The organism is Desulfotomaculum sp. OF05-3 (genome assembly GCF_003435535.1).
In the GTDB taxonomy this organism is placed as follows: Bacteria; Bacillota; Clostridia; order Lachnospirales; family Lachnospiraceae; genus Pilosibacter; species Pilosibacter fragilis.
In genome coordinates this window covers 1-25,290 of sequence record NZ_QWGO01000024.1, presented here as the reverse complement: position 1 = coordinate 25,290, position 25,290 = coordinate 1, and the positions used below count along the sequence as shown (strand labels likewise).

Annotated in this window: 24 protein-coding genes; 6 read left to right on the top strand and 18 right to left on the bottom strand. The window is 50.0% G+C overall.

All coding sequences use genetic code 11. The features are described 5' to 3' along the window. Positions 1-13: 13 nt before the first annotated feature. From DXA87_RS12435 to DXA87_RS12420, 4 genes are all read right to left on the bottom strand, one after another. Positions 14-976: an ABC transporter permease gene (locus DXA87_RS12435; protein WP_117469358.1), complete on the bottom strand. Its 963-nt coding sequence runs from the start codon at positions 974-976 to the stop codon at positions 14-16. 32 nt (positions 977-1,008) lie between these two features. Beyond that, positions 1,009-1,395 (bottom strand): hypothetical protein, encoded by a 387-nt coding sequence (locus DXA87_RS12430; protein WP_015554136.1) that lies wholly within the window; start codon positions 1,393-1,395, stop codon positions 1,009-1,011. Between the two features lie 268 nt (positions 1,396-1,663). Beyond that, positions 1,664-3,163, bottom strand: a complete 1,500-nt coding sequence (gene galT / locus DXA87_RS12425; RefSeq protein WP_117504635.1) for a UDP-glucose--hexose-1-phosphate uridylyltransferase — start codon at positions 3,161-3,163, stop codon at positions 1,664-1,666. A 236-nt stretch (positions 3,164-3,399) separates the two neighbouring features. After that, on the bottom strand, positions 3,400-3,918 hold the full coding sequence (locus DXA87_RS12420) for a Gx transporter family protein (protein WP_117469355.1): 519 nt from the start codon (positions 3,916-3,918) through the stop codon (positions 3,400-3,402). A 193-nt stretch (positions 3,919-4,111) separates the two neighbouring features. Here DXA87_RS12420 and DXA87_RS12415 point away from each other — a divergent pair, with 193 nt between their 5' ends. Then, positions 4,112-5,140 carry an FAD:protein FMN transferase gene (locus DXA87_RS12415; RefSeq protein ID WP_347472399.1) on the top strand — a complete coding sequence of 343 codons (1,029 nt, stop codon included), beginning with the start codon at positions 4,112-4,114 and terminating at the stop codon, positions 5,138-5,140. A gap of 90 nt (positions 5,141-5,230) precedes the next feature. Further along, complete coding sequence (locus DXA87_RS12410; RefSeq protein ID WP_117504633.1) at positions 5,231-5,605, top strand: NusG domain II-containing protein; 375 nt, start codon at positions 5,231-5,233, stop codon at positions 5,603-5,605. 182 nt (positions 5,606-5,787) lie between these two features. Here DXA87_RS12410 and DXA87_RS12405 read toward each other — a convergent pair whose 3' ends face one another. Together DXA87_RS12405 and DXA87_RS12400 are read right to left on the bottom strand one after the other, a co-directional pair. Next, positions 5,788-6,390 carry a hydrolase gene (locus DXA87_RS12405; protein WP_117469353.1) on the bottom strand — a complete coding sequence of 201 codons (603 nt, stop codon included), beginning with the start codon at positions 6,388-6,390 and terminating at the stop codon, positions 5,788-5,790. Positions 6,391-6,565: 175 nt separating this feature from the next. Further along, the gene (locus DXA87_RS12400) at positions 6,566-7,951 is read right to left on the bottom strand and encodes a D-alanyl-D-alanine carboxypeptidase family protein (protein ID WP_117504631.1); all 1,386 of its coding nucleotides are present in this window, start codon (positions 7,949-7,951) and stop codon (positions 6,566-6,568) included. A gap of 203 nt (positions 7,952-8,154) precedes the next feature. On the opposite strand from DXA87_RS12400, the gene DXA87_RS12395 reads away from it, so the two are divergent. Next, on the top strand, positions 8,155-9,078 hold the full coding sequence (locus DXA87_RS12395) for an RluA family pseudouridine synthase (protein ID WP_117504629.1): 924 nt from the start codon (positions 8,155-8,157) through the stop codon (positions 9,076-9,078). A 196-nt stretch (positions 9,079-9,274) separates the two neighbouring features. On the opposite strand, the gene DXA87_RS12390 is transcribed toward DXA87_RS12395, so the two are convergent. The 4 genes from DXA87_RS12390 to DXA87_RS12375 all read right to left on the bottom strand — a co-directional run bounded on the left by DXA87_RS12390 (position 9,275) and on the right by DXA87_RS12375 (position 14,034). Beyond that, the gene (locus DXA87_RS12390; protein ID WP_117504627.1) at positions 9,275-10,765 is read right to left on the bottom strand and encodes an RsmF rRNA methyltransferase first C-terminal domain-containing protein; all 1,491 of its coding nucleotides are present in this window, start codon (positions 10,763-10,765) and stop codon (positions 9,275-9,277) included. A gap of 180 nt (positions 10,766-10,945) precedes the next feature. Next, positions 10,946-11,359 carry a DUF6465 family protein gene (locus tag DXA87_RS12385; RefSeq protein WP_242998060.1) on the bottom strand — a complete coding sequence of 138 codons (414 nt, stop codon included), beginning with the start codon at positions 11,357-11,359 and terminating at the stop codon, positions 10,946-10,948. Positions 11,360-11,574: 215 nt separating this feature from the next. Then, on the bottom strand, positions 11,575-13,236 hold the full coding sequence (locus DXA87_RS12380) for a DUF5722 domain-containing protein (protein ID WP_117504625.1): 1,662 nt from the start codon (positions 13,234-13,236) through the stop codon (positions 11,575-11,577). A gap of 180 nt (positions 13,237-13,416) precedes the next feature. Beyond that, positions 13,417-14,034: a CPBP family intramembrane glutamic endopeptidase gene (locus tag DXA87_RS12375; protein ID WP_158553076.1), complete on the bottom strand. Its 618-nt coding sequence runs from the start codon at positions 14,032-14,034 to the stop codon at positions 13,417-13,419. A gap of 165 nt (positions 14,035-14,199) precedes the next feature. On the opposite strand from DXA87_RS12375, the gene DXA87_RS12370 reads away from it, so the two are divergent. Next, positions 14,200-15,066, top strand: a complete 867-nt coding sequence (locus DXA87_RS12370; RefSeq protein ID WP_242998058.1) for a polysaccharide deacetylase family protein — start codon at positions 14,200-14,202, stop codon at positions 15,064-15,066. 70 nt (positions 15,067-15,136) lie between these two features. Here the strand turns inward: DXA87_RS12370 and DXA87_RS12365 are convergent, their stop codons facing one another. The 8 genes from DXA87_RS12365 to DXA87_RS12335 form a co-directional block, all read right to left on the bottom strand. After that, on the bottom strand, positions 15,137-15,844 hold the full coding sequence (locus DXA87_RS12365; protein WP_015554126.1) for a response regulator transcription factor: 708 nt from the start codon (positions 15,842-15,844) through the stop codon (positions 15,137-15,139). Continuing rightward, a complete protein-coding gene (locus DXA87_RS12360; RefSeq protein ID WP_117469347.1) occupies positions 15,834-16,904 on the bottom strand; it encodes a DUF4118 domain-containing protein in 1,071 nt (356 codons plus the stop codon). The genes DXA87_RS12365 and DXA87_RS12360 overlap by 11 nt, the downstream gene beginning before the upstream one ends. A 257-nt stretch (positions 16,905-17,161) precedes the next feature. Further along, positions 17,162-17,308 carry a hypothetical protein gene (locus DXA87_RS18180; protein ID WP_015554124.1) on the bottom strand — a complete coding sequence of 49 codons (147 nt, stop codon included), beginning with the start codon at positions 17,306-17,308 and terminating at the stop codon, positions 17,162-17,164. Between the two features lie 438 nt (positions 17,309-17,746). Next, positions 17,747-19,480 (bottom strand): SulP family inorganic anion transporter, encoded by a 1,734-nt coding sequence (locus DXA87_RS12355; protein WP_117504621.1) that lies wholly within the window; start codon positions 19,478-19,480, stop codon positions 17,747-17,749. 273 nt (positions 19,481-19,753) lie between these two features. Then, the gene (locus DXA87_RS12350; RefSeq protein WP_242998057.1) at positions 19,754-20,056 is read right to left on the bottom strand and encodes a cation:dicarboxylase symporter family transporter; all 303 of its coding nucleotides are present in this window, start codon (positions 20,054-20,056) and stop codon (positions 19,754-19,756) included. Positions 20,057-20,106: 50 nt separating this feature from the next. Beyond that, on the bottom strand, positions 20,107-20,832 hold the full coding sequence (gene tsaA / locus DXA87_RS12345; protein ID WP_117504619.1) for a tRNA (N6-threonylcarbamoyladenosine(37)-N6)-methyltransferase TrmO: 726 nt from the start codon (positions 20,830-20,832) through the stop codon (positions 20,107-20,109). 115 nt (positions 20,833-20,947) lie between these two features. Then, positions 20,948-21,841 carry a patatin family protein gene (locus DXA87_RS12340; protein WP_117504617.1) on the bottom strand — a complete coding sequence of 298 codons (894 nt, stop codon included), beginning with the start codon at positions 21,839-21,841 and terminating at the stop codon, positions 20,948-20,950. 180 nt (positions 21,842-22,021) lie between these two features. Beyond that, positions 22,022-23,545, bottom strand: a complete 1,524-nt coding sequence (locus tag DXA87_RS12335) for a 4Fe-4S dicluster domain-containing protein (RefSeq protein WP_117504665.1) — start codon at positions 23,543-23,545, stop codon at positions 22,022-22,024. Between the two features lie 262 nt (positions 23,546-23,807). Here DXA87_RS12335 and DXA87_RS12330 point away from each other — a divergent pair, with 262 nt between their 5' ends. Both DXA87_RS12330 and DXA87_RS12325 read left to right on the top strand, forming a co-directional pair. Then, positions 23,808-24,314 carry a flavin reductase gene (locus DXA87_RS12330; RefSeq protein WP_117469344.1) on the top strand — a complete coding sequence of 169 codons (507 nt, stop codon included), beginning with the start codon at positions 23,808-23,810 and terminating at the stop codon, positions 24,312-24,314. 576 nt (positions 24,315-24,890) lie between these two features. Continuing rightward, entirely contained in the window at positions 24,891-25,253 is a 363-nt protein-coding gene (locus tag DXA87_RS12325) for an Activator of 2-hydroxyglutaryl-CoA dehydratase (HSP70-class ATPase domain) (protein WP_015554116.1), read from the top strand. The last annotated feature ends 37 nt before the right edge of the window (positions 25,254-25,290 follow it).

The following is a 25,290-nucleotide window of genomic DNA, read 5'->3' as shown; positions in this document are numbered from 1 at the left end:
TACCTCCGTACAATTATTCACGAGTTTCGTTCTTCTCATGTCTCACATTTTTTCTCGAATAAATCCGCTGTACCTTCACATCCGGTGCAGACACCGTGAGCTTCGGGACAGCTTTCACATAGTAATAGTAGTCATCGTCTTCATACTGCAGATACTCTGTTCTCGTATAATCCACCGCGAACACAAAGAACTGGTAGATCAGGGCGATCACCACCGATGCGACGATTCCAAAGATCATGGAACCTGCGGATACCGGAAGGTTGAAATTGAAATCACCGATAAAGATCACTGCAAGCTGTGTGATCACTCCCGCAACGATGGCGATGGACCAGGAGTAGTCTACTGAAAGATTTTTAAGGATGAAGACCACAAGGATCGCAGCGGCAAATGCAGCCACCATGACCCACATCAGCTCATTTCCAAATACATTCTTTACGATCTGGATAAACCGGTCTGCCATCTCCGCCATCGAACTTCCCGTCAGTGTTCCCGCATTTTGCTTTAAATACATCAGAATATAGTAGATGCAGACACCGCTGCACACAGGAACGATGGACACAAGGCTTCCAGAAAGTCCTACCACAAGCGGCACCACATACGGAATCCGCAGGAAGAACAGTAACGGTGTCAGGAGAAGCAGATATCCGTCACCCGGCCGGAATCCGTAGTAAAGGACGGTCACCGCCAGCACGAACACAAAGATGACCAGAGCGATCTCCAGAGACACCTGGGCAACATGGATCAGGATAAAAACACCGGCCAGAAACGCTGTCACTCCATATGGAATAAAGGAGGCAACCAGTCCCATCACCACCGGGATCAGCGGATTCTTAAGTTTCGACATAAAACCTACATTCGCGTTAATCAGCCAGAACGTAAGGAATCCCACCAGGAATTTTACGACCGGTACGATGTAAATATTATACTTTCCATAAAATTGTTTCAGTTTTTCCTTGAATACTAAAAGTCCGATCACTTACTCTTTTCCTCCCCGTTTTCCTTTGCAGGCTACTGGTCATATTTTTTATCAAGGCGCCGCAGCTTTGCCTGATAGATCTTCAGTCTTCCGGCTGCTTCGTCATAACGTCTCGAATAGATCTTCCAGGTCACAACAAGATATGCGAGAAGTCCCGCAGCATAGTAGAATACAAGGCGCACCCCGAGAGAGATCAGGTCATCCACCGCCATGACGTTGAGCAGATCATCGAACCGGTAAAGGACCCACAGCACCAGGCACAGGCACACGGTCAGCGAGTACGCGATAAAAGACCGGATCAGATGGCTTCCAACGTAGTCGCTCTTGAAATACCGGTTTGCCGGGATGGATTCCTTCATCATTTTCTTTTCAAACATGGCGATACCCGTCATCAGCCGGATCTTCTCCTCATTTAACATGGCAGTCTCCTTTTTCCATCATTTAAAGCCCAGCAGCTGCACAATAGATCTGCACACTTGCTGCGCTGACCGTAAAAAAGTATGGGCTGGAAAGCAAAAATCCCATCGGCAAAACCGATCCGGAATGGATTTTTGCTTGTAACTGCGAAGAATCTTAGCAGTTATGAAACAAATACCAATATAACACACTTTCCCGCGCTTGGCGAGACGAAGTCCCTACATTTATGAAAATTTTAAGGAAAATGTAACGGTTCCGGCAACAATTTTGTTACCTGTTTAATGTCTCGATAAATTTTCCAAATGCCTCACGCCCCGCCTCTGTGCGCTTATAAACGCCCGCATCCTCAAGGACATTCGCGAACACATGGCCGACCTCATCCTGTAAGATCTCCATCACATTATCCTTTGTGATCTTCGCATATTTCGGAAGGAACTCTTCTACCCAGTCTGCATGTTTTGCGATGGATTCCTCGCTGCGGATGTCCTTTCCTTCCACGATATAGTCGGCAAGCAGGGCAAGCTCATCCTTCAATCTCGACGGAAGAACTGCCAGGCCCATGACTTCGATGAGTCCGATGTTCTCTTTCTTGATGTGGTGGAGCTTCGGGTTCGGATGGAACAGACCTAACGGACGTTCCTCCGTGGTGCGGTTATTTCTCAGTACCAGATCCAGCTCAAACTTTCCGCCACGGAATCTCGCGATCGGGGTGATCGTGTTATGTGGCTCCCCGTCTGTCTCCGCGTAGATATCCGCGTCCGCGTCTGTATATCCGCGCCATGCAGTTAAGATCTTATCCGCAAGATCCACAAGGCGTTCTTTCTTCTCACTGCGGATCCTGATCACGGACATCGGCCATTTTACGATTCCTGCTTCCACATCCTCGTAACCGCTCACTGTAAAACTTTTCTCCACCGGTGCTTTCGCCATCGCGAAGGTGTATCTTCCGCCCTGGAAATGGTCGTGGGTCAGGATGGAACCGCCGACGATCGGGAGATCCGCGTTGGATCCCAGGAAATAATGCGGGAACATGGTCACAAAATCAAATAACTTTTTGAACGTATTCCGGTCGATCTTCATCGGGGTGTGTTTTCCGTTGAAGACGATGCAGTGCTCATTATAGTAGACGTACGGGGAATACTGGAAGCCCCAGGACTCGCCGTTTAAGGTCAGCGGAATGATCCGGTGGTTGTTTCTCGCCGGATGGTTGATTCGGCCCGCGTAGCCCACGTTTTCCATACAGAGCAGGCATTTCGGATATCCGCTCTGCTTCATGGTTTTTGCAGCGGCGATAGCTTTCGGGTCTTTCTCAGGCTTTGAGAGGTTTACCGTGATGTCCAGGTCGCCGTACTCCGTCTTCGTGATCCACTTCAAGTCCTTGCAGACACGGTAGCGGCGGATATAGTCGGAGTCCTGGCTCAGTTTGTAGAAATAAGCCGTTGCGTCCTCCGGGGATTTTTCATACTCCCCGCGGAATTTCTTTACGACCTCGCTTGGGCGCGGCATCAGGCAGTTCATGAGTCTCGTGTCAAAAAGATCCCGGTATACGACGCTGTTGTTTTCAAGGATCCCCTGCTCTGCAGCGTAGTCGGTGAGCGCGTTTAAGGTATCTTCCAGGCTGATCTCGTCTGTAATCTCGCCCGGCTCCTCGTATTCGGACATTTTCAGTACTTCCAGGATCTGGTTTCTTGCGTAGATCTCATCTTCGGCTTCGATAAGTCCGGTCGTTCTGCCGTACTGAACCAGTTTCTTTATTGACATTTCAATCATGATCGAATTCCTCCGTTTTTTTACGGTATATTGACAGATTTAAGTATAACGTGCGTATCTTCTTGTTTTCGCTGCACAAAAACAAGAAGCACAGGGCGGCCGCCCTATATCAATCTGCTCTGCAAAAACACTTATACAAGTAAACTTGCAGCGCGTTTTTTGCAGAACAAATTGCCGCACCTGCAACCTGTTACATTTTATTATAATAAATTTACCACCCTAATACAATCGCTATTTTATTTTTTTATCCCCCGCATCGCACGCTGAAGCCGCTCCGTAATGATTCCGCCGACGATTCCGATCAGTGTTCCCGCGATGCATCCGGCTGCCAGAAGAAATGGCAGATAATAAAATACCCCTGGTGTCTGGACGATAACTGCCGCAAAGGTGATCTGGCCGATATTGTGGGCAATACCGCCAAGAACGCTGATGCTGACCTGGGAGAGCTTTCCGGTCTCCTTCAATACCGCCATCACAAACAAGCTTAAAAAGCTTCCAGACAGCCCATAGATCATGCTGTAGGGATTTCCAAATGACAGTCCCACAAGAACGATGCGGATCAGGGTCACGGCGATGGTTCCGGGGATTCCAATTAAATAAAGCCCCACCACCGTTACAAGGTTCGCCAGTCCCAGCTTTATGCCTGGGACTGGGATCGGGATGGGAATCATTGTCTCAACAAAACTCAGCACCATGGCAAGGGCAATCAGGAGCCCATACAATGCCACAGTTATTGCCTTTTTTTCTCGATTCATCGGATCTATTCTCCTCTTTCTTGACTTTCAAAAGTTCATTTGTTAGAATAAACCGGATATCCGGCAGTGCAGCTTCTGATATTTTGTACGACAGGCACGAGTGCCTGCTGCGGTCTGCGTTTTCGTATTAATATACAAAATTTCCGCTGTCGAATGAGCTTATAATATTTATCGTACAGGAAGTATATAACACATGAATAAAAAAACAATATTTGGCCTCTGTGCCGCCGGTCTCCTCTTTGTTTCCGGCATGACATTGAGCGGATGTGGAACAAGCAGCGGACCGGGACTTCTCACACAGGAGACTCCTCTCAGCCGTTCCGATTTTCTGCTCAACACCTTCGTCACCATCACGCTCTACGATTCCGACGACTCCTCTATCTTAGACGATTCGATGGCACTTTGTAAAGAGTATGAGAATATTTTCAGCAAGACCTTAGAGACCAGCGAGCTCTACAAGATCAACCATCGGACCTCCGACACTGTCACGGTCTCCGACGACATGGCAGCGCTTCTGGCAAAAGGTCTGGAATACTGCGAGAAATCTGACGGTGCCTTTGACATTACGATCGAGCCGTTGAGTTCCCTCTGGAATTTCACAAGCGGCGAGGCCGTGATCCCGGATGAAGCAGACATCGAAGCAGATATTCCGAAGGTGGATTACCACAACCTCGTCCTCTCCGGAAATACGCTGACATTCCTCTCCCCGGATACCACCATCGACCTGGGTTCCATCGCGAAGGGCTATATCGCCGACCGGATCAAGGAACAGCTCCTGGATGCCGGTGTGAAGAGCGCCATTATCAATCTCGGCGGAAACGTCCTCTGCATGGGCGAAAAGCCGGACGGAAGCAAATTCAACATCGGGCTGCAGAAACCTTTTGCGGACAGGGATGAGACCTTTGAGGTGCTTGGGATCAAGGATCTCTCCGTCGTGACATCCGGTGTCTACGAGCGGCATTTTGAGATCGACGGAAAGAATTACCATCACATTTTAAACCCGGCAACCGGGTATCCTTACGATAATGGACTGATCTCCGTGACGATCCTCTCCGAGGAGTCCGTTGACGGGGATGGTCTCTCCACCACCTGCTTTTCCCTTGGCCTGGAAAAAGGACTGGAGCTTGCGAATTCCCTGGATGGAATCTACGCATGCTTTATCGATGAGGATTACAATGTTTCCTATTCGGATGGAATGGAAGACTTTATTATCAAACAGTAATATTTAGATCAGACAGTCTCCCGGATTTTTTGCCCGGCGCTGATGCAAAACACGAAACAGTTACCATTACACTATTTTCAGGGATTTTTTATGACAGAAAGCAAAGATACGAAACAGAAACTTTTAAAAAAACAGGATATGATCCTGATCGCCGTAATACTTGCGGCAGCCGTTCTTCTTTTTCTCGGGGCAAAATTGATGCATAAAAGCCCTGCGGAGATCGTTGAAGTTTCCGTCGATGGAAAAGTAGTCGAAACCCTCGATCTCGCAAAAGATCAGGAACTCACTATAGACAGCGTGTCCGGCGGCACAAACCACCTGATCATCAAAGATGGGGAGGCGTGGGTCTCCGAGGCCACATGCCCCGACAAGATCTGTGTCCACCAGGGAAAGATCCATCTGGACGGCGAGATCATCGTCTGCCTGCCCAATAAGATGACGGCACAGATCAAGAGCAGAAAATAGACAGTGCAGTCAGTGCGGTAAGCGTGCAAAATTGCTGAACAATTAGTCTGAAATTGTGACTGTTCTGCAGGTCTGCGCACTTACTGCGCTGACTGTAAGAAAACATAAGCCGGAAGGCAAAAAACCTGAGAGGTCTCAACACAGCTCCTCAGGTTTTTATTATACTGGTCAGCAATACGCTCTTACTCCGCCAACCCCATCTTCTTCATCTCTTCCGCAACGGAATCCTCGCAGGATCTCATGGCGAGGATCGTCATTTCCATTAACTTCGGCAGTTCCCAGCCGAGATTCCCGGCACCTTTTGTGATGACGTCCCTGGAACATCCTGCAGCAAATTTCTTATCTTTAAATTTCTTCTTTAAGCTGGACACTTCCATGTCCTTCGTACTCTTTGATGGGCGCATCTTCGCTGCCGCCCAGATCAGACCGGTCAGCTCATCTGCCGCGAAGAGGACTTTTTCCATCTCGTGCTCCGGCTTCGCGTCGATCCACTCGTGGATTCCGTATCCGTGGCTGCAGACCGCATGGATCACCTCATCCTCGGCTCCGCCCTCTTTTAAAAGACGCGGCGCGATCAGGCAGTGCTCCTCCGGATACTCCTCGAAATCGATATCATGAAGGATTCCGCAGATCTCCCAGAATCCGGCCTCATCTCCGTATCCGAGTTCATTCGCGTACCATTTTAAAACGCCCCCGACAGTCAAGCCATGGAGAATATGGAATGGCTCTTTGTTGTATTTTCTGAGGAGCGCGATGGCGTCCTCTCTCGTCAGTTTTGTCTGCATGATTTTATGCCTCCGTACTTATAAATTTTCTGTAACTGATATGTACCTTCATAGTTACCAATTATCTTTCTTATCAGTATAACAGAATATTCCTATAATTCAAGTATGATAGTAGGATTTTTATAACATTTTAAAACAGGCCCATTCATCGATTCATGTCTGGAAAAATAGACCTCTACATCCAGAATTTTTCCATCACGATCTTCTCCGCATACTCAAAGTCCCAAAGTTCAACATTCCCGGCTGTCACCACCGGATCACTGTCGATGACGATCCCGTCGACCATGTAATCCCGCTGTCCCACCGGCGTTCCTTCCCGGACCGGAGCATGGAGCGATTTTGCGATCTTTGTCCTTACCTGGACCTTCTCATCGTTTCCCAGCAGAACACGGAGAGGGGTCTTATCCGCGTTTTCAGTCCCGATCTCTACCTTAACCCTGTACCCCACGCCATTTTCCACCGGAACTGCAGTTTCCTCCCCGAGTCCCTTTTTCTCTATCTCCTTATACTCAAAGTTTTTATCCCCGTATGTCACAAGTTTCCGCACATCCTGCCACTTATAGGTCTTGTGGGGCGGCCACCCGCAGCCCAGAAGCGCCGCTATGAACAGCTTCTTCCCCTTTTTCACTGCACCAACATAACAGTATCCAGCCTTTCCCGTGAATCCGGTCTTTCCACTGACCGCACCTTCCATGGATGTCAGGAGAGCATTATGATTGACGCAGGAGAAACTCCGTATCCCGGAAAGGTCGGAAAAGGCGTGGGACGGTGCTCTTGTGATGGCAAGGAACTCTTCTTTTGCCGGGGAGAGCACGATGCAGTATCTGAGGATCCGCGCCAGGTCTGCCGCAGTGGTGGAATGAACCTTCCCACTCTCCTTATCCTCCGCATCCAACCCGTTGGGCGTCAGAAAATATGTATCATCACAGCCAAGTTCCGCTGCCTTCCTGTTCATCATGTCCGCGAAATCTTCCACGCTGCCCCCGACCGCTTCCGCGATGGCCACTGCGGTGTCATTGTGGGATTCCAGCATCAGGGAGTAAAGAAGGTCTTCCAGTCGGTATTTCTCCCCTTCTCTCACATACAGCTTCACCTCCGGCATGGTCGCCGCCCGGTCTGAGATCCCGACTTCCGTGTCCAGCCCGGCATTCTCCAGGGCAAGGATGCAGGTCATGATCTTCGTGGTGCTGGCCATGGGAAGGACTTCCATCTCGTTTTTTCCGTACAGAATCCGCCCTGTATCGCCGTCAAGCAGGACAGCGGAGTGAGAATTCAGGTTCAGCGGATCGGTCTTCACCTTCGATCGCACCACCGCTGATTCCAGCGTCTCCCCATTCTCGGACCGGATCACCGATACGACCGGATCCTGTGCAGCCTGCAGCCCGCTGCTTTCCCTGTATAAATGATCTCCGGGAACTGCCGCTGCCAAAAGCAGGAGTCCCCCCAGGCACAACTGCAGAATCGGGGATGGTCCGGGTCTGCGTTTTTCCTTTTCTTTCCCCAAGGTCCATTCACTGAGCCGCGCCAGCACCATTCCTGCTATATTTTTATTTTTCCACATTTTTCAGAACTTCCGCCGCATATTTGTAACAGCATATGCGGATGTTTTCTGAGACTTGCCGGACAATTTTTCCTATGATACAATGAAATACGCTGAAATAACTTTGAGATCATTTCTACGTGTCCGTGATGTTATGCAGCCGAAATATCTGCGGACATCTGGTGTGTTGAATTATTATATTTTTAAATAAAAAGGGATTTATCATGAATATAGTTTTGATTTACACAATTAAAGAAGCCGACAGCGGTCGTTCCATCGCCGCCTTTCTCATGGATTCCGGCTATTCTTCCCGCCTGGTGGTTCATCTTCGAAACACCGAGGGCAGTTTTCTCCTAAACGGAAAAACTGTTTTTTCCAACACAGTCCTTCAGCCGAAAGATCAGTTGCGCGTCCATGTCACGGAGAAAAAAACTTCCGACCAGATTGTCCCTGTTCCCATGGACCTCTCCGTCGTTTTTGAAGACGAACATGTTCTCGTGATCGATAAACCTGCCGGAATGCCGGTCCACCCGTCCCAGGGACACTATGAGAATACCCTGGCAAACGGGATTGCATGGTATTACAGGAATGAGGAGTCTCCTTTCGTGTTCCGGGCCGTAAACCGGCTGGACCGGGACACATCAGGGCTTGTGCTTCTCGCAAAGAATCCCTACAGTTCCTGCGTTCTCTCTGATGCCGTGAAGGACCACACGATTCACAGGGAGTACGCCGCCATCGTCTCCGGGAAGACGGACGCATCCGGCACCATCGATCTTCCGATCGCAAGAAAGGACGGCTCCACCATCGAGCGGGTCTTGGATCCAGAGCGGGGTGAGACCGCTGTAACCCATTACCGGACATTTGCCTACAACAAGAACGCTGACCTCTCCTTCATCCGCCTCCTCCTGGAGACAGGAAGGACACACCAGATCCGCGTCCATATGAAAGCCATCGGGCATCCGCTGCCAGGGGATTTTCTCTACTGCCCGGACTACCGTTTTATCGACCGTCAGCCGCTCCATTCCACATATTTAAGCTTTTCCCATCCGGTGACCGGAGAAAAGCTTGAGTTCTCCGCCCCGCTGCCGGGGGACATGAGGAAACTGTTTCCAGACATAAAAGATCCGTCAGGTCCTGTCTTTTATTAAGGCAGATCCCGGCGGATCTTATCTACGCGAACAACGAGCCAAAGTCCGCGCATGCGCGGGACCTTGGCGACTGTCGCGATAACAAGGGGAAACTCGCGAAGCGTGTTTTCGCTTGTTTCCATGTCCGGTTCTTTTCTGGCTCTATATCCTTTTTACAGTAATGTAAAAGCAAAAACTTATCTCTTAATGCGTATCATCAACCACCCTGAATCCTAAGTCCTTTCGGATAGTGATTCTTCAGCATCCCGCCAGCCGCCTTCGCAAACCCCAGTGACATGCCGCCGGTAGTCACAAGAACCCAGCCTTTTGCCGGGATGTTCGGTTCTTCAAGATCCTCCGCCCGCAATGTCTCTCCACGGAGATACCGCAGCGCAAGATCCTCCGATCCGACCTCCACACTCTGTCTCACATCACTTTTTTTCAGTGCCAGAGCCAATGCATGGGACGGCTCAAACCTGTCTTTTTTCGCGCTTCCGAGGTGCAGGCCCGGTCTCAGTACCTTAAGTCCCTTAAGATCCGGCATCACCTCCGGGACGAGATACAGGTTTTCTCCGAACATCAGAAATTTCTTTCCATTCTCCAGATGTTCCGTGTCTTTCAGATTTTCTTTTTCAAACGTCCGGAACGCAGCGACCGCTTCCGTGAGCGCCGCGTCCTCTTTCGCACGTCCATTTTTACGTCCGCCCTTTTTGCTGTTTTTCTTTTCGTCTGCGTTCACAGTACTTTCCACAGCATCCCAGGATCTCTCACCTTTCACAAGCAGCGCCAGGAAATGACCCTCCCCGTCCGCAAGATGCGGCCAGATCCTCACGGTCTTTTTCAGCTCCTCATCCCCATCTGCCCATTCCGGGTGACCGCCGGAAAAATATTTTACAAGCTCCGGCTGCACCACAGAAAACTCCGGATGGCGCTCAAGGAATCTTGCTATGCTCTGCTCGTTCTCCTCGGGTGAAAATGTGCAGGTGGAATAGGCGATCCGCCCACCGTCCTTTAACATCGCCGCCGCGCAGTCCAGGATCCCGTCCTGCAGCCCCGCGCACTGTTTTACATGGTCTGGGCTCCACTCATTTCTGGCGTTCTCATCCTTTCGGAACATTCCCTCGCCGGAACACGGGGCATCCACCACGATCCCGTCAAAAAATTCCGGAAACGCAGGGGCAAGCTGGAACGGATCCATATTCGTCACCACAGCATTTTTCACGCCAAGGCGCTCAATATTCTGGGACAGGATCTTCGCGCGGGCAGGATGGATCTCGTTGCAGACTAAAAGCCCATGTCCGCCCATTTTTCCGGCAAGATGGGTAGATTTCCCTCCCGGTGCCGCGCAGAGGTCCAGGATCTGCTCTCCGGGCTTTGGAGACAGTGCTTCTGCCACAGACATGGCGCTTGGTTCCTGGATATAGTATGCCCCCGCCTCGTGGAACGGATGGCGTCCCGGGCGCATGTCTGCCTCGTAGTAAAATCCCTCTTCTGCCCAGGGAACTTTTGCGAGTCCCTTCAGGTAATCTCCGAGGGGTTCTCCTTCCTCCGGCATCTCCCCGCTCTTCTGCTTTAATGGGTTGACCCGCAGTCCGAATTTCCGCTCCGCGTCATAGCTCTTAAAAAATGCTTCCGCATCACTGCCGAGAAGCTTTTCCATCTTCTCCACGAACGCTTCCGGCAGCTCTCTCTTCGTTTCTTTTTCCATAATCTCCTGATCTCAAAAACGCCCGCCGGGGATGATCCCAGCGGGCGCTCAAGTCCTAAAGTCCTAGTTTCTGTTCTTTTGCAGGCGACACATCCAGGATATATCCATCTGCAAGACTGTGTCTAAACACATTTGCCCAGCCATATGTCCATCCGGACATAGCTAAACTATCATCTCAACTTACAGCTCGATCTTGTAATCGTCTGCGCCGATACCGTTTACTACATAGTAAGCAGCGCTCTCTTCCGGCTTTACATAGATCTCGATGGTCTTGATATCGCCGACTTTGTTGCCTTTCTTTGTGTAGGCTTTCTTAACAGCTGCAATGAGGTCTTTCTCTGTAACTTCCCTGCCGGCGAACTGTACAACTACGGATGTCTTGATGTCCTTTGCTGTTGTTCTCTTTGCCGGAGCTTTCTTTGCTGTCTCTTTCTTCGGCTCTTCTGCTTTCTTAGCTTCTGCCTTCGGAGCCTCTGCCTTTGCTTCTGCCTTTACTGTCTTTGTCTCTGCTGCCTTTACTTCTACAGTGCTATTGCTAACCGGTGCTGCAGCCATTTTCTTTGCTGCGGCTGCGATTGGATTCTTCTTTGCCATAATGATATCCTCCTGAAAAATGTTGACACACAAAACTGTTTTCCTGTCATTTCCTGAGTTGTCGTACTAAATAATCGTCATAGCGCATTATAAGCCCTCGTTAGGATTTTGTCAATAAAATCCCGTAAAACTGGTATTTGTAAGCAAAAAAGATCCGGCAGAACACATATCCGAAAGTATCCTGCCGAATCAAAATACCAGCTTTATTTTTTGAATTATTCCTGCAGCTTAAATCCCGGGATCACATCGCTCCACTTGTTGATTCCGATGATCTTCTTCGCAAATTCCGTATACTTCAGAGATTTATTTGTATCAATATATTTGAATACGTTGTAAATATTCTTCGGCATAACGGCGATGACCCTGTTCGGGCTTGACATGTCAACTGTCCAGAGACCAAACGAGCAGGACTGCTCTACCTCGATCACCGCATCGACCTGACGGTTTAAGATAAACGCGTCGATATACGGGTTGTTGTCCACAAGATAGTACGCGTAGGCAAATGCCGCCGCCTGGATATCATAGACATCTCCCCGGGTCGCGCTCTTTGATGTAAATCCCTCCTCAGAGAGAATGATATGACGGACATTTCCGCCTGCATCGCGCATGATATCCTTCTGGAAGTAATCCGTCAGGACGTTGAGGTTTTTGAAGTTTACGACCGGTGAATCTTCGGTATTATTGACAGCTCCCGTCTGATCATCATCCCAGAACTCCGGCTCCGTCATCGGATGCGGGTACGGGTGGTAGGCAAGTCCCCACTCGATATTCCCCTCGTCACGGATATCGGCGTTGAAGCGGTCAATAAAGTCCTTTGCGCCATACATCAGGTTGGAGTTTGCGCGCTTCCACTCATAGTCTGTGGAGAAGAATACTCTCGCGTTGCGGCTCTGGCTCTTGATTGCTGTGTAGGCCACACGGAATACCTTTGAGTAGAGCTTTGTATAGGAATCAATGTCCATCGGACCGGTGTAGTTCCAGTTTAAGTTGTTGTTGATCTCATTTCCGACGATCCAGTTGCTGACACGACCGTAGTCATCGTGGGCACCGGAATAACGCTCTGCCATAAAGGAGAGCAGCGCACGGGTCGTCTCATATCCCTGCTCCGTGGAGACATTAAAACCATAGTAGAAAGCTTCTGTTCTCTTCGCAAGCCCGGCTTCGTGAAGCTCCGGGTAGCTGTCGTTCCAGCCATTTAAAAGGATCGCCGTCACAACGATTCCTTTCGCGGAGAACGCACTGATCATCTTATCATAATCCTTGATGAGATCACCGTTGAAGTTGTAGGTCTTTCCGTTGTATTTGTATTTTAAATTACCGCCCACAAGCTGGTGATACGGGATATTGACCGTCGTGTGCTTTACGCCCAGGTTCAGAGCGTCGCCGAGCATATCGAGCTGAATCAGAAGTCCTTTTTTGCTCATCGGCTCCGGGTAAGCCTCGCGATATTTTGCCACATCGCCCGGGTTCGTCACATAGATCGCATTGCTGATCGGGGTGTAGGTGCTGCCGGTCTTTAACGCAACCACGAATCTGGAATAGAGCATCGTATCCGTGGAATCACCGCTGTATTTTAAGGTGAATTTTAACTTGTCGGATTTGTTGCTCCATGCGATGTAGTCCGTTCTGGAGCCTATCTCAGACTCATATGGGTGAAGCTCGAACAGATAATAATAGCCATCATCCGGAGTTTCCCCCTCATTTAAAGCGCCGGCCGTGGCTGTTCCTGTGACGGAAATGCTGTTTCCGTTCTCTACTGAACAAGCCTTCAGCCTTGCACTGTCATAAGCAAAGCTTGTGAAACATCCCACCGCTGCGGTCATCAGAAGTCCCATAAGAAACGCCGCACCGCTGCGGAATAATGTTCTTTTTTTCATATCGTTTTCCCGCCTTTCTTTTTTGCCTAAACTATTTTATCATCTGGGTTTTGATGATTCAATTACGATTCCCTTACGATTTTACGGCAATCTGCCGCCTTTTTCGCCATCTTTGCGGCATCAGGACCGCCGGAACCGACCGATTTTGATACAAAATATAAGCACATTCTTTCCGTCATGCTAAAAAACCTCCAGAACAAGTGCCGCCAGATTCGCCGCGAAATGGAACACCACCGGTGCCTTCACCGTATTCGTTTTTTCCATAAGATATGCCAGGATCAGCCCCATAAAGAAGCTGTAGATTCCCTGCACGAGGTCCCAGTGGAACACACCGAAAAACGCCGCGGTCATAAATGCTGCCGCCGGGGCGGATACAAGCTCCTTGCATCTTCCATAGAGAACGCCGCGGAAAAAATATTCCTCAAGGATCGGGGATGCCGCCAAAAGCACCACAGTCTCCAGCCACAGATTTCCTGTGAACAGGCTCTCATCTGCCAGGGCCGCGCCAGAGATCTGAAACGCTCTCACCGCAAGGCCGAACGCCAGAGATATTCCTGCGCCACTGAAAAATGCCGCAGCCGCGATTTTTCCGTTCCAGTGTTCTTTTCCCCTGAACACCGAATCCTCTCTATAAAGATGTACCAGCATCGGAACCGCGATGACTGAGCGGAACAAGGTATCCCATAAGATCACGTCGTCCCCGAAAATCGTTGTCTGCGCAAGCGGAAGTTCAATGACACATGCTACCGCCAGACAGAACAGTATTGGAAAAAGAATCCTCCGGATCCTGATCTTCAATTTTTTCTCTCCTTTCATACTGCCGAACCGGCAGCTTTACGCGCACCAACACATCTTACCACATTTTGCGATGGAATACAAATATCTGGGGTGGAATATATTATAAAAAGCAATTCCATGAGACATCTGCACGTCTCTGGAATCACATGAAAAGGATATCATTTCATGAAATTTCCATTTTTCTGTCTTTTAAAAGAATTCCCGCGCGATCATGACCAGGCTTTCGCAGGAAGCCGTCCAGCCACACTTCTTCTGGCTCTCATCTTACTCCCCCTCTCCTACGTCCTCGGCGCTTTCGCCGCCACCGTCATTCCGTCAGTCCCGGCATCTGCGGACGGAAACTGGGGACTCTCATTCCAGCAGGATGGAAAACCGCCTGTCGCTAACGCCACGGCAGATGAATTAAAGCAGTACAATGCCTGGTACGCCGATCTTTCCGGCGAGAAAGTCATCTACCTGACCTTCGACGCCGGATACGAGAACGGCAATACCCCCATGATCCTGGACACCTTGAAAAAGCATCAGGTTCCCGCCGCGTTTTTCGTCGTCGGAAACTACCTGGAGACCAGCCCGGACCTCGTAAAACGCATGGTCTCCGAGGGGCATATTGTCGCAAACCATACATACCACCACCCGGACATGTCGAAGATCAGCGATCCGGAAAGCTTCGCGAAAGAGCTCTCAAGCCTCGAAACAAGCTACACAGAGATCACAGGAGAGAACATGCGGAAATACTACCGGCCGCCCCAGGGAAAGTACAGCAAAGCGAATCTTCAGATGGCAAAAGCTCTCGGCTATCAGACCTTCTTCTGGAGTCTCGCCTATGTGGACTGGTATCAGGACAAACAGCCCACAAAGGAGGAAGCATTCAAAAAGCTTCTCGGGCGCATCCATCCTGGTGCCATCGTGCTTCTGCACAGTACTTCCTCCACAAACGCGGCGATCCTCGATGAGCTGCTGACGAAGTGGGAGGAGATGAGCTACCGGTTCGGGACATTGGATGAACTTGTCCAGAAGGCTGCTGCCCTCTAAATTTACAGAGGACACAGCAGGTGTTTTTACCATAGCTTATTCACTTTTTGCTGCAACACGCCATCCTGTCCTAATCCGGCTCCACGATCCGGTATCCGACGCCAACCTCTGTAAAAATATACTGCGGCTCCGCCGGATTCTTCTCGATCTTTCTCCGGATATTCGCCATATTCACACGCAGGATCCGGTTATCATTCTTCATATTCGGTCCCCAGATCTCTTTAATAATATAGTCGTAAGTCATGACTTTCCCGGCATACTTTCCAAGAAGACTCACGATCTTATACTCGTTCTGGGTCAGTCCCGCGTCCACACCGTCGATAAACACGCGGTGCTTGTCATAATCGATGGTCAATCCGCCGGATTTAAAAACTCCCGTCTGTCCGCCCGGCTGATTCGGGATCCCAGACCTTGTGTGACGGATCGCGGTGCGGATCCTTGCGAGAAGCTCGGATGTTCCAAAAGGCTTCGTGATGTAATCGTCAGCTCCGAGATCCAGCGCCTCCACCTTATCCCTCTCATGGGTTCTCGCCGACACAACGATCACCGGCATCGCGGACCATTCCCGCACGCCCTGTAAGATCTTCATGCCGTCCATGTCCGGCAGACCGAGGTCTAAGATCACCACGTCCGGACACTGGGAGGTCACCATGCTGTATGCCTCCGCTCCCGTCTGCGCGACGATCACATCGTAATTGTTCGCTTCCAGCACTGTCTTGATGAAATTGCTGATCCTCTTGTCGTCTTCCACGACCAGCACTCTGTCTTTAATCTCCATATTCCGTGTCCACTCCTTTCGGCAGCCAGAACATCACTCTGGCACCGCCTTCTTTTCTGTTTTCTGCTTTCATGATTCCGTCGTGGGCTCTTACGATGGTCATGCAGACCGAAAGTCCGATTCCCATATTTCGCTTGGAATCGCTCTCTTTTCCGTCCTCCGACTGGAAACTTCCGTCGAACATTCTCGGAAGAGCGGACTCCTTGATTCCGGCACCGTCATCCTCAACAGAGAATTTCACCTGGTCCCCGTCCTCCGTCACGATCAACCAGATCTTTGTCATACCGTCCGCGTGGAGCACGCAGTTTTCCAGGAGATTTACGATCACCTGCTCGATCAGGATCGCGTCCATAGGCACAAACAGGACATCCTCCGGCACTTTCGGGACTACCTCGATATCCGGGAATCGTTTTCTGAATTTCGTGATCGCTCCGCTGATCACGTCCTCCACCAGTTCATCTTCCTTATCGATCCTGGCGGTTCCATCCCCGATCCTCGTGATGGAAAGAAGGTTTTCCACCATCCGGACGAGCCACTGACCCTCGGATTTCATGTCCTCAAGGAGTTCCAGGATATTTTCCTTAGAGAGTGCGTCATAGTTGTCGATGATCCCGGACGCAGAGCCGACGATCGACGTCAACGGGGTGCGGATATCGTGGGAGACCGCCCGCAGGAGGTTTGCCCGCATCTTCTCCCGCTCAACCTCCAGCCGCATCTGTTCCTGTTTCTTGATCTGGGTCGTCAGGGCGCTGACGCTGCAGGCCACGGCCAGCATGGCGACGAAGGTCAGCGGGTATCCCGTGATCGCAAAGTTCAGTTTGAAATATGGGAATGTAAAAACGTAGTTCACACCGAAAACAGCGATGATCGATGCGACGATTCCATAAACATATCCATCCGTAAAGCGGGACACAAACAGCACCGCCAAAACGAACAACAGCGGGACGTGCGTGTCTGATTCTGAGATCCTCTGGACAAGAAAACAAAATGCCGTCGCGATTCCCAGGATCCCGAACGCGATCCCGCTGTTCTTTAACACTGATCTGACTTTTGTGCTCATAGGGGAACCTCCGGTTTCTTATAATGATCCACAAAAACAACTGGCACCTTCAACGCCGGCTGTTTTTCTTTTGGACTATTATAACATAATTTCTGCTAAATTCGTGTTAAGATTGCAGATAATTTTCCGGAAAATCACCCATTTTGGTTATACTCTATTTGCTGCATGAAATATAACCGATCTTGCTGCTCCTGCGCATTCTGAATCAACATGCCCATTTGCCCGCTGTTGACTGTGATCCTGCGCTTTATCATATTTTAACGATACAAAGAATATCCATATTTCACTTTCCTGTAGATCTTCTGTGCGATCATGACCGGAATATACCCCGTGATCACGATGGTCGGGATACCGCCTACGATTGCAACAAGGATGATGAAAAGGATCGAAAATAAATTAGCCATGATATATACCTCCCAAATTTTTCTTTTACATCCACCCCGCTTTTGTTTCCTGCAAAGAATCTTTGCGAAATTTCTCTTTTCGGGATGTTTTTAATCTGACAAGATGAAATTCCTCTCCTGTTTTTAAGTCGGAACATATATATCACAGAAATTTTATCCCTGCTACCTTTTAGCCTGCTTTTTAGCCGCTCCTTAATCGCTTATTTTCCTTCCTTAACGCAAATTTTGCAAATAACAGATACAATATATTTCGTCAGGATTTTTGTAACTTTTGTATGTATTTTTCGTATTTTGCGTCGTCTTAACAGACTTTTTCAAAAATATCATTTAATTTTTGCAGTCTGGTCTTCCCTACAAACGCTAAAAAGAGCTGCTGACCCCCATATAGTCACACAGCTCTTTTCAGCCTTGCGCAGAAAATCTGTCTCCGCGTTTTATTTACTTCTCAAGCACCTTGTCCGCATGGTCAAGTGCTTCCTCAATATTCCTGCAGAAATTCTCTCTTCCCACGAGATCCACGAATCCGGCTTTCTCCATCGCGCGCATCGGCTGCTCATTGACATGGGACAGGATCAGGGTGACTCCGTTCTTTTTGCAGCGCTCATAGAGGGCTGTCATGGAGTTCATCGCTGTGCTGTCCGCCGCCGGAACCGCCCGCATACGAAGGATCAGACATCTTGTGACTTCGTTCACTTCGATCTGGTTGATGCGGTCAGCCGCGCCGAAGAATAACGGTCCTGTGAGCTCGTATACCGCAAGCTCCATAGGGATCTGGCGAAGCTTGGCCGGGTTGATCTCCTCGGCTGCTGCCTTCAACTGCGCCTCTTCCACGGACATTGTCTTCTTCGCTCCCCTGGAAGCTTCCTCTTCCTCACGTTTCTGCTCCTCGACCTCTTCCACATGAAGCCAGCTTCTGACTCCCATCTCGTCGCTCATGCGCTTCATGAACAGCAGACAGGAAAGTACCATGCCCACCTCGATGGCTACGACAAGGTCGAAGACTACTGTTAAGAAGAATGTGATCACAAGAACTGCGATATCGCTCTTTGGTGCCGTCTTTGCGAGTCTTGCGAATGTTCTCCACTGGCACATGTTGTAGGCAACCATAAACAGGATCGCCGCGATGGTCGGCATCGGGATCCAGCTTGCGTACGGCATCAGGATCACAAGGATCAGAAGAAGAATGCCAGCATGGACCATTCCGGCTACCGGAGTGCGTCCGCCGTTCTTGATGTTTGCCGCTGTACGGGCGATGGCGCCTGTTGCCGGGATTCCGCCAAATAAAGCAGAAACAATATTTCCTGCACCCTGGGCCACAAGCTCTGTGTTGGAGCGGTGCTTTCCGCCGATCATGCCGTCCGCGACAACGCAGGAAAGCAGGGACTCGATGGCTGCCAGGATCGCAATGGTGAAGGCATCCGATAAAGAGCCCTGGATCACGTCATAGCTGAAGGCCGGCATGTGGAACGCCGGGAGCGCGTTGCTGACGCTGTAGAGGTCACCGATGGTGTTGACCTGTAACGGAAGGAATTTCACCATCACGATACCAACGAGAACCGCCACTAAGGATCCCGGGATCTTCTCCGTGATCTTCGGCATTACGATGAGGATCGCCAGGCAGACAAGACCTACGATCAACGCATGAACATTCATGGTTCCGAAACCTGCGGCAAAAGCTTTTAACTTCTGCATGGTCTCGATGGTCTCCATACCTGCCGGGTATGTGACACCGAAGAAATCTTTTAACTGTCCGATCACGATGGTCACCGCGATACCGGAGGTGAATCCGGTGGTGATCGTAAACGGGATAAATTTGATCAAGGAACCAAGCTGACAGAATCCCATGATAACAAGGATGATACCTGCCATGATCGTTGCGACTGCCAGACCTTCCACGCCGCTTCTCGCCACGATGCCGGCTACGATCGTAGCAAAGGCTGCTGTCGGACCTGCGATCTGTACCTGGCTGCCGCCTAAGAATGAGATCACGAAGCCTGCCGCGATGGCCGTGTAGATTCCCTGCTCCGGACCCACGCCGGACGCCAGTGCCAGCGCGATGGACAACGGAAGGGCGATGATGGCTACGATGATACCTGCTACCACATCAGACATCAGCTGGGCACCGGAATACTTCTTCAATGTTGTGAACAACATTGGACGTATTTTTTCCATACTCAATATTCTCCTTTTTCTTACCTGTGTGTGTAAAAGTAACTGTCTGGTCCCGAAAAAAGACCACGAGTATTTATTATACAGGAAAATATGAGCCTGTCCAGTTTTTTCGAATTTTTAGCGGATATAGTTATGAATTTAACATTTTTGCATGTTAAATTCATACTTAAATGCCTATTTTACGGAAATCATCACTGTTTTTCCGCAAAAAATCCCCCGCGCATACCTGCCTTACAGATACACACGGGGAATTTACGCTTCTTTGCAGCTATTTTATTTCTCTGCGCTTTCCTTGTTTGCTTTGCTGTCCGGAGTATTTAAACTCATATCATTGTAGTCATCCAGATTCAGATTTCCCATCATCTTATCTACAACAAGTGCATTCGTCAGGGAACCGGTGACGTTGATCATGGTTCTCGGCATGTCGATGATCGGGTCTATGGCTAAGATCGGACTGACCATACCGAACTGGGCGCCCATGCCGACACCGGAAAGTCCGACGGAAGCAGCCATGGTCGCTGTTCCAGGGATACCTGCGATTCCAAGGGAACCGATGGCGACAACAAAGATCGTCATCACGATCATTTTCCATAACTTTTTTCTTCTAAATCATTTTTCTGCACTGCTCAACCAGTACATTTCTCCACACTTTTCACATGGAGAACCTTCTCCGATACGGTAAACTTCACCTCATATCCGGCAAATTCCATGCCATAAACCCGGTCCGGATCCTCCTGGTAGGACGGGCGGGGATCCTGGGCCAGAACTGCGCGGAGCGGATCCCGCTTTTCTTCCGGCAGGAACTCCAGAAGTTTTTCCGGGATCTCCACCGCAAGCCCGTACTCTTTCGTCTGGTCCGTGAAGCCGCCCTTCGCTTCCGGGTGGCTGTCCGCAAAGGGGACGTAGGGCTTGATGTCAAAGACAGGCGTCCCATCCATCATGTCCGCCCCCGTGACAACTAAGACCGGAGCGCCGTTTTCCAGGTATTCCACTCTTTTAAGCTTCACGACGGAAAGTCCCAGGGGATTCGGACGGAACGGGGATCTCGTGGCAAACACACCGACTCTCATGTTTCCCCCGAGTCTCGGCGGACGCACCGTCGCTGACCAGTTTCCCGGCTTTCTGACGTTCTCCGAAAACTCCCAGATCAGCCAGAGATGGGAGAACTCTTCGATTCCCCGGATGGCCTCAGGATTGGAAAATTCCGGCTCAAAGACGATCTTCGCCTCCAGATCACCCGTCAGGCCGCTCTGTCTCGGAATTCCGAATTTTGTCGGGAAATCCGTGTGGATATACGCCACCGGTCGGATCATATGGTCCGCGTTCTGATTTTCTTTTTTTCCTGCTGCCATATCTTTCTCCCCCTTATCAGTCTGTTTTCCACTCTGTCATCTGCCCATAAAGCAGACCGGGCGCTCCCGCATAATTATTTTTCTCTGGTGGCTTCACCATTTCATGACTGCTCCGTCACCCTTCTGATCCATCTGACGTTTCCAGCCATTTTCTCAAATCCGCCATCATCTTCTTCGCGTCCATGACACCGATCTGATATGTCTTTTCGATCTCCTCGGCGCTCTTGCAGATCCTCGGGATCGTAAGAGGAACGCTCGGACGGATCACGAAAACTTCGCCCGCCCTTTCCAGCTTTTCGATATTACGGATACTCATGTTGTACTCGACAGCCCGGTTCTTAAGTGCCTCTGCGAACTTCGGGTATTTATGGTACACAATATCCGCCATCCAGGTATTTTCCGGCTTTTTCCGGTACTCTGAATCTCTCGTGAGGACCACAACATTGCGCTTATATCCCAGTCTCCGGAATGCTTCCACCGGGACACTGTCCGTACATCCGCCGTCGAGCAGTTTTCTGCCGTCAAGCTCCACAAACTTTGACACATATGGAAGCGACGCTGATGCCTGGATATAGCCGATATCACGCTTCATATCGTGAAGCTTCGCGTAGACCGGCTTCCCCTTCTCAACATCGCTGCAGACCACGTAGAAATCGGTGTGCTCTTTATTTTTATTAAACGTGTCATAATCATAAACATCCAGGATCTCTGGAAGTTCATGGTAACAGAAATCAGTATCCACAAAATTTCCTGTCCTGATCAGATTTTCGGTGCTCATAAAGCGCTTGTCCGCACAGTATTTTTTATAATACCGGATGCTTCTTCCCTTCTGTCCCGAAAGGAAACTGCATCCATGGACCGCTCCCGCCGAAACACCGATCACCCCGTCAAAGGTAAGGCCTTCATCCAGAAATACGTCCAGGACTCCCGCCGTATAGATGCCGCGCATACCGCCGCCTTCCAGCACAAGTCCTGTTTTATTCTTATTTTTCTCCATCTTCTGATCCATCTTAAAGTTCCTCCTTTCCTGCTCACTGTGACATGTCTTTGCTGGATCTCTCCACTAAAAAACGAGTCAAGTACGTATTTTACAACGAAAGCGGCTTTCCGTCAAGGAAGCCGCTTTTATTTGATAACTCTTTAATCGGTTGCTTTGCGGCCTGAACCGGAAAAACAAGCTGCCACGCACTTAGTCCACCAGTTTCTCCAGCTCACTCACATACTCCGTCCTATCGCTGGTCACATGACCTGCTTTCGCGGCATATAAGGAGACTGCCGTCTGGGATTTCTTCACCGGCTGCATTGTTCCGGCACCTGCCACGCAGCCGCCCGGGCATGCCATTCCTTCCAACAGGTATCCGTTGTACTTTCCTGCCTTGGCAAGCTGTAAAAGTTTCTTGCACTCCTTTAAGCCCTCGGCATTCGCCACCCTGATCTCCTTATCCGGGTACATCTGGGCGATCACATCCACCACGGATTTCGCGACGCCGCCGGCAACTGCGAAGTTTCTTCCATCCCTGGATGCCGCATTGACTCCGCCCTCATCCTCCGCGATATTCTCGATATCCACATGCTTTGCGTCAAAGATTCCCGCCATCTCCTCGAAGGTCAGGACGAAATCCACCTCACTCCGCACAGATTTTCTCATGGCTTCCAGTTTTTTCGCCGCGCAGGGCCCGATAAAGACCACCTTTGCCTTCTCATGCTGCTTCTTGATAAGTCTCGCGGTGAGCGTCATCGGCGTCAGCGCCATGGAGATGCAGTTCGCGTAGTCCGGGAACAGTTTTTTCGCCATCATGGACCATGCCGGACAGCAGGATGTCGCCATAAACGGTAGCTGTTCCGGAACTTCCTTCACAAAGTCCTCCGCCTCCTGCACCGCGCAGAGGTCCGCGCCGATGGCGACCTCAAAGACGTCCGCAAAGCCCAGGGCCTTCATCGCCGCCCTCAGCTTTCCAGGTGTTACCTTCGGGCCAAACTGACCGACAAATGCCGGTGCCACAGCGGCGTACACTCTCTCACCTGTCTGGATCGCGCGGATGACCTGGAAGATCTGGGATTTGTCCGCAATGGCCCCGAACGGGCAATTCACGAGGCACTGTCCGCATGAGACGCATTTGTCGTAGTTGATATCCGCCTTTCCGTTCTCGTCCGAGTGGATAGCATCCATGCCGCAGGCCGCCGCGCAGGGGCGCTCCTGGATGATGATGGCATGGTAGGCACAGACATTCGCGCACTGTCCGCACTTGATGCACTTATCCGGGTCGATCCTGGATCTTCCGTTTGTGCGGTCCAGACTCACTGCGTCCTTCGGACACACCTCCACACATGGGTGGGCAAGGCAGCCCTGACAGCCGTCTGTCACATAGACCCGCTTTTCCGGACACGCGTTACAGGCGAATTTGATCACATTGATGAGCGGCGGCGTGTAATATGTCTCCGGTTTGTCCGCCTCCTCGATTCCCTGGGATACCGGTGCTGGGTCCGATGCCCCGCGGTACGTAAGTCCCATGGCAAGACGGAGCCGCTCGCTCACGATCGCCCTCTCCAAAAAAACATCGTTTCTGAAATTTCCGACTTCTCCCGGAATGATCTTATACGGAAGCTCCTCAATCCGTTTGTCCACCGGCCATTCCGTGTGATACGCCATTCTTGCCACTTCCCTGAAGATCCGATGGCGGATCTCCTGGATTCTTGTCTCTACGCCTCTCATAAGCTTTCCTCCAATCATGATCGTCCTCATGGGTTTCCCTGTCTTGTTAAAAATATAACACTTATATTACGTTCATTCAAGCATAATTTTCTCTTCTATTCATGAATTTTTCCGCACCCTGCACAGTTTTTTTCATAAACCAGCCCTCAGGATACAAAGCATTTGCATTTTATTTTATCTCATTCTATAATAAAAGTAGTTTGTAACTGCGAAGATCTACGGAACAGTTACTGCAGTTTTATCATTGAAAGGAGATTTTTCCATGGCATTCAAAGAAGTTGATATCAAAAGTCTGAATTTTAATCCCTTCACAAAGATCGGTTCTGAGTGGATGCTGATCACTGCCGGCGATCAGTCCGGATACAACACCATGACCGCAAGCTGGGGCGGTCTCGGCGTTCTCTGGGGCAAAAATGTTGCCACCTGCTATATCCGCCCGCAGCGCTACACAAAGAAATTCGTCGACGCGAACGATACCTTTACCCTGTCCTTCTACGGACCGGAGCACAAACAGGCACTCTCCATCTGCGGTTCCAAATCCGGCCGTGACTGCGATAAGGTCAAAGAAGCTGGACTTACCCCGTATTTCACAGACGGAACAGCTGCTTTCGAGGAGGCCAGCATGGTCTTCGTGTGCAGGAAGCTCTACGAGGATGAGATCAAGCCGGAGAACTTTATCGCAAAAGAGAACGATGGAAAATGGTATCCGGAGAAAGATTATCACACTGTTTATATTGCAGAAATCACAAAAGTTCTCGTAAAAGAATGATAGAACGTAACTATTCAGTGCCTTCATAGTTACGTGCAAAAATCCATTCCAGATCAGCTTCGCTGATGGGATTTTTGCCTTCCAGCCTATGTTTTCTTACGGTCAGCGCAGCAAGTGCGCAGACCTACTGAACAGTTACGATAGAACTTACTATAAAAGGCATGTGGATCAGATTTCTCTGATTTTTACATGCCTTTTCTTCAAATAGTTATTTTTCCAGCTTTAATCTGATTTTTACCTGTATCCGGCGCACCGCCGCAATTGCTGTTTTCGACTTTTTTCTTTCTTTTTTCAAGTCTCCTCTTTTTCCCTGACTTCCCGTATTTTCCGCCATTTTTGCACTATCTTAGCGAAATTTTAGCACTGTTTTCCCTTTTCCATCCCACGCAATTCTTGACTTTTAAAAATTCAGGCACTAAAATACTGAATGAATTGGCAGAAATCGGCATGATTTTAGATGCAAAACGGTTTTATGCCTTTTTTCTTTCTAAACTATACAGATAAGGACTAACAGAGAAAAAGATAACCGTCACCTTCAAAGCAATCGGACTGTTATCAATATGAAAGAATACGATTATGAAAAAGTTACTGATCGGAATCGATGTCGGTTCCACCACAACAAAGATCACGGTCCTGGATGCCGGGACCGAAACACTTTTATACTCCGACTACCGCCGCCACCACGCGGACCAGCTCGCCAGCGTCCTCTTCGCAATCCGGGAAGCGGCAGAGCGTTTTCCTGACTGTGACGCCAGGATCATTCTCACCGGTTCCGGTGCAAAGCCTGTGGCCGAGGCGGCTGGCACCCCCTATATCCAGGAGGTCGTCGCTAACTCCATCGCCTTAAAGAAGACCTACGAGACTGTGGGAACCGCCATCGAGCTCGGCGGACAGGATGCGAAGATCATTTTCTGTGACATACTCCCCCCACTTAGCTAACGCTTGAAGTGGGGGCTTCTCGTTCGATTGCCCTATT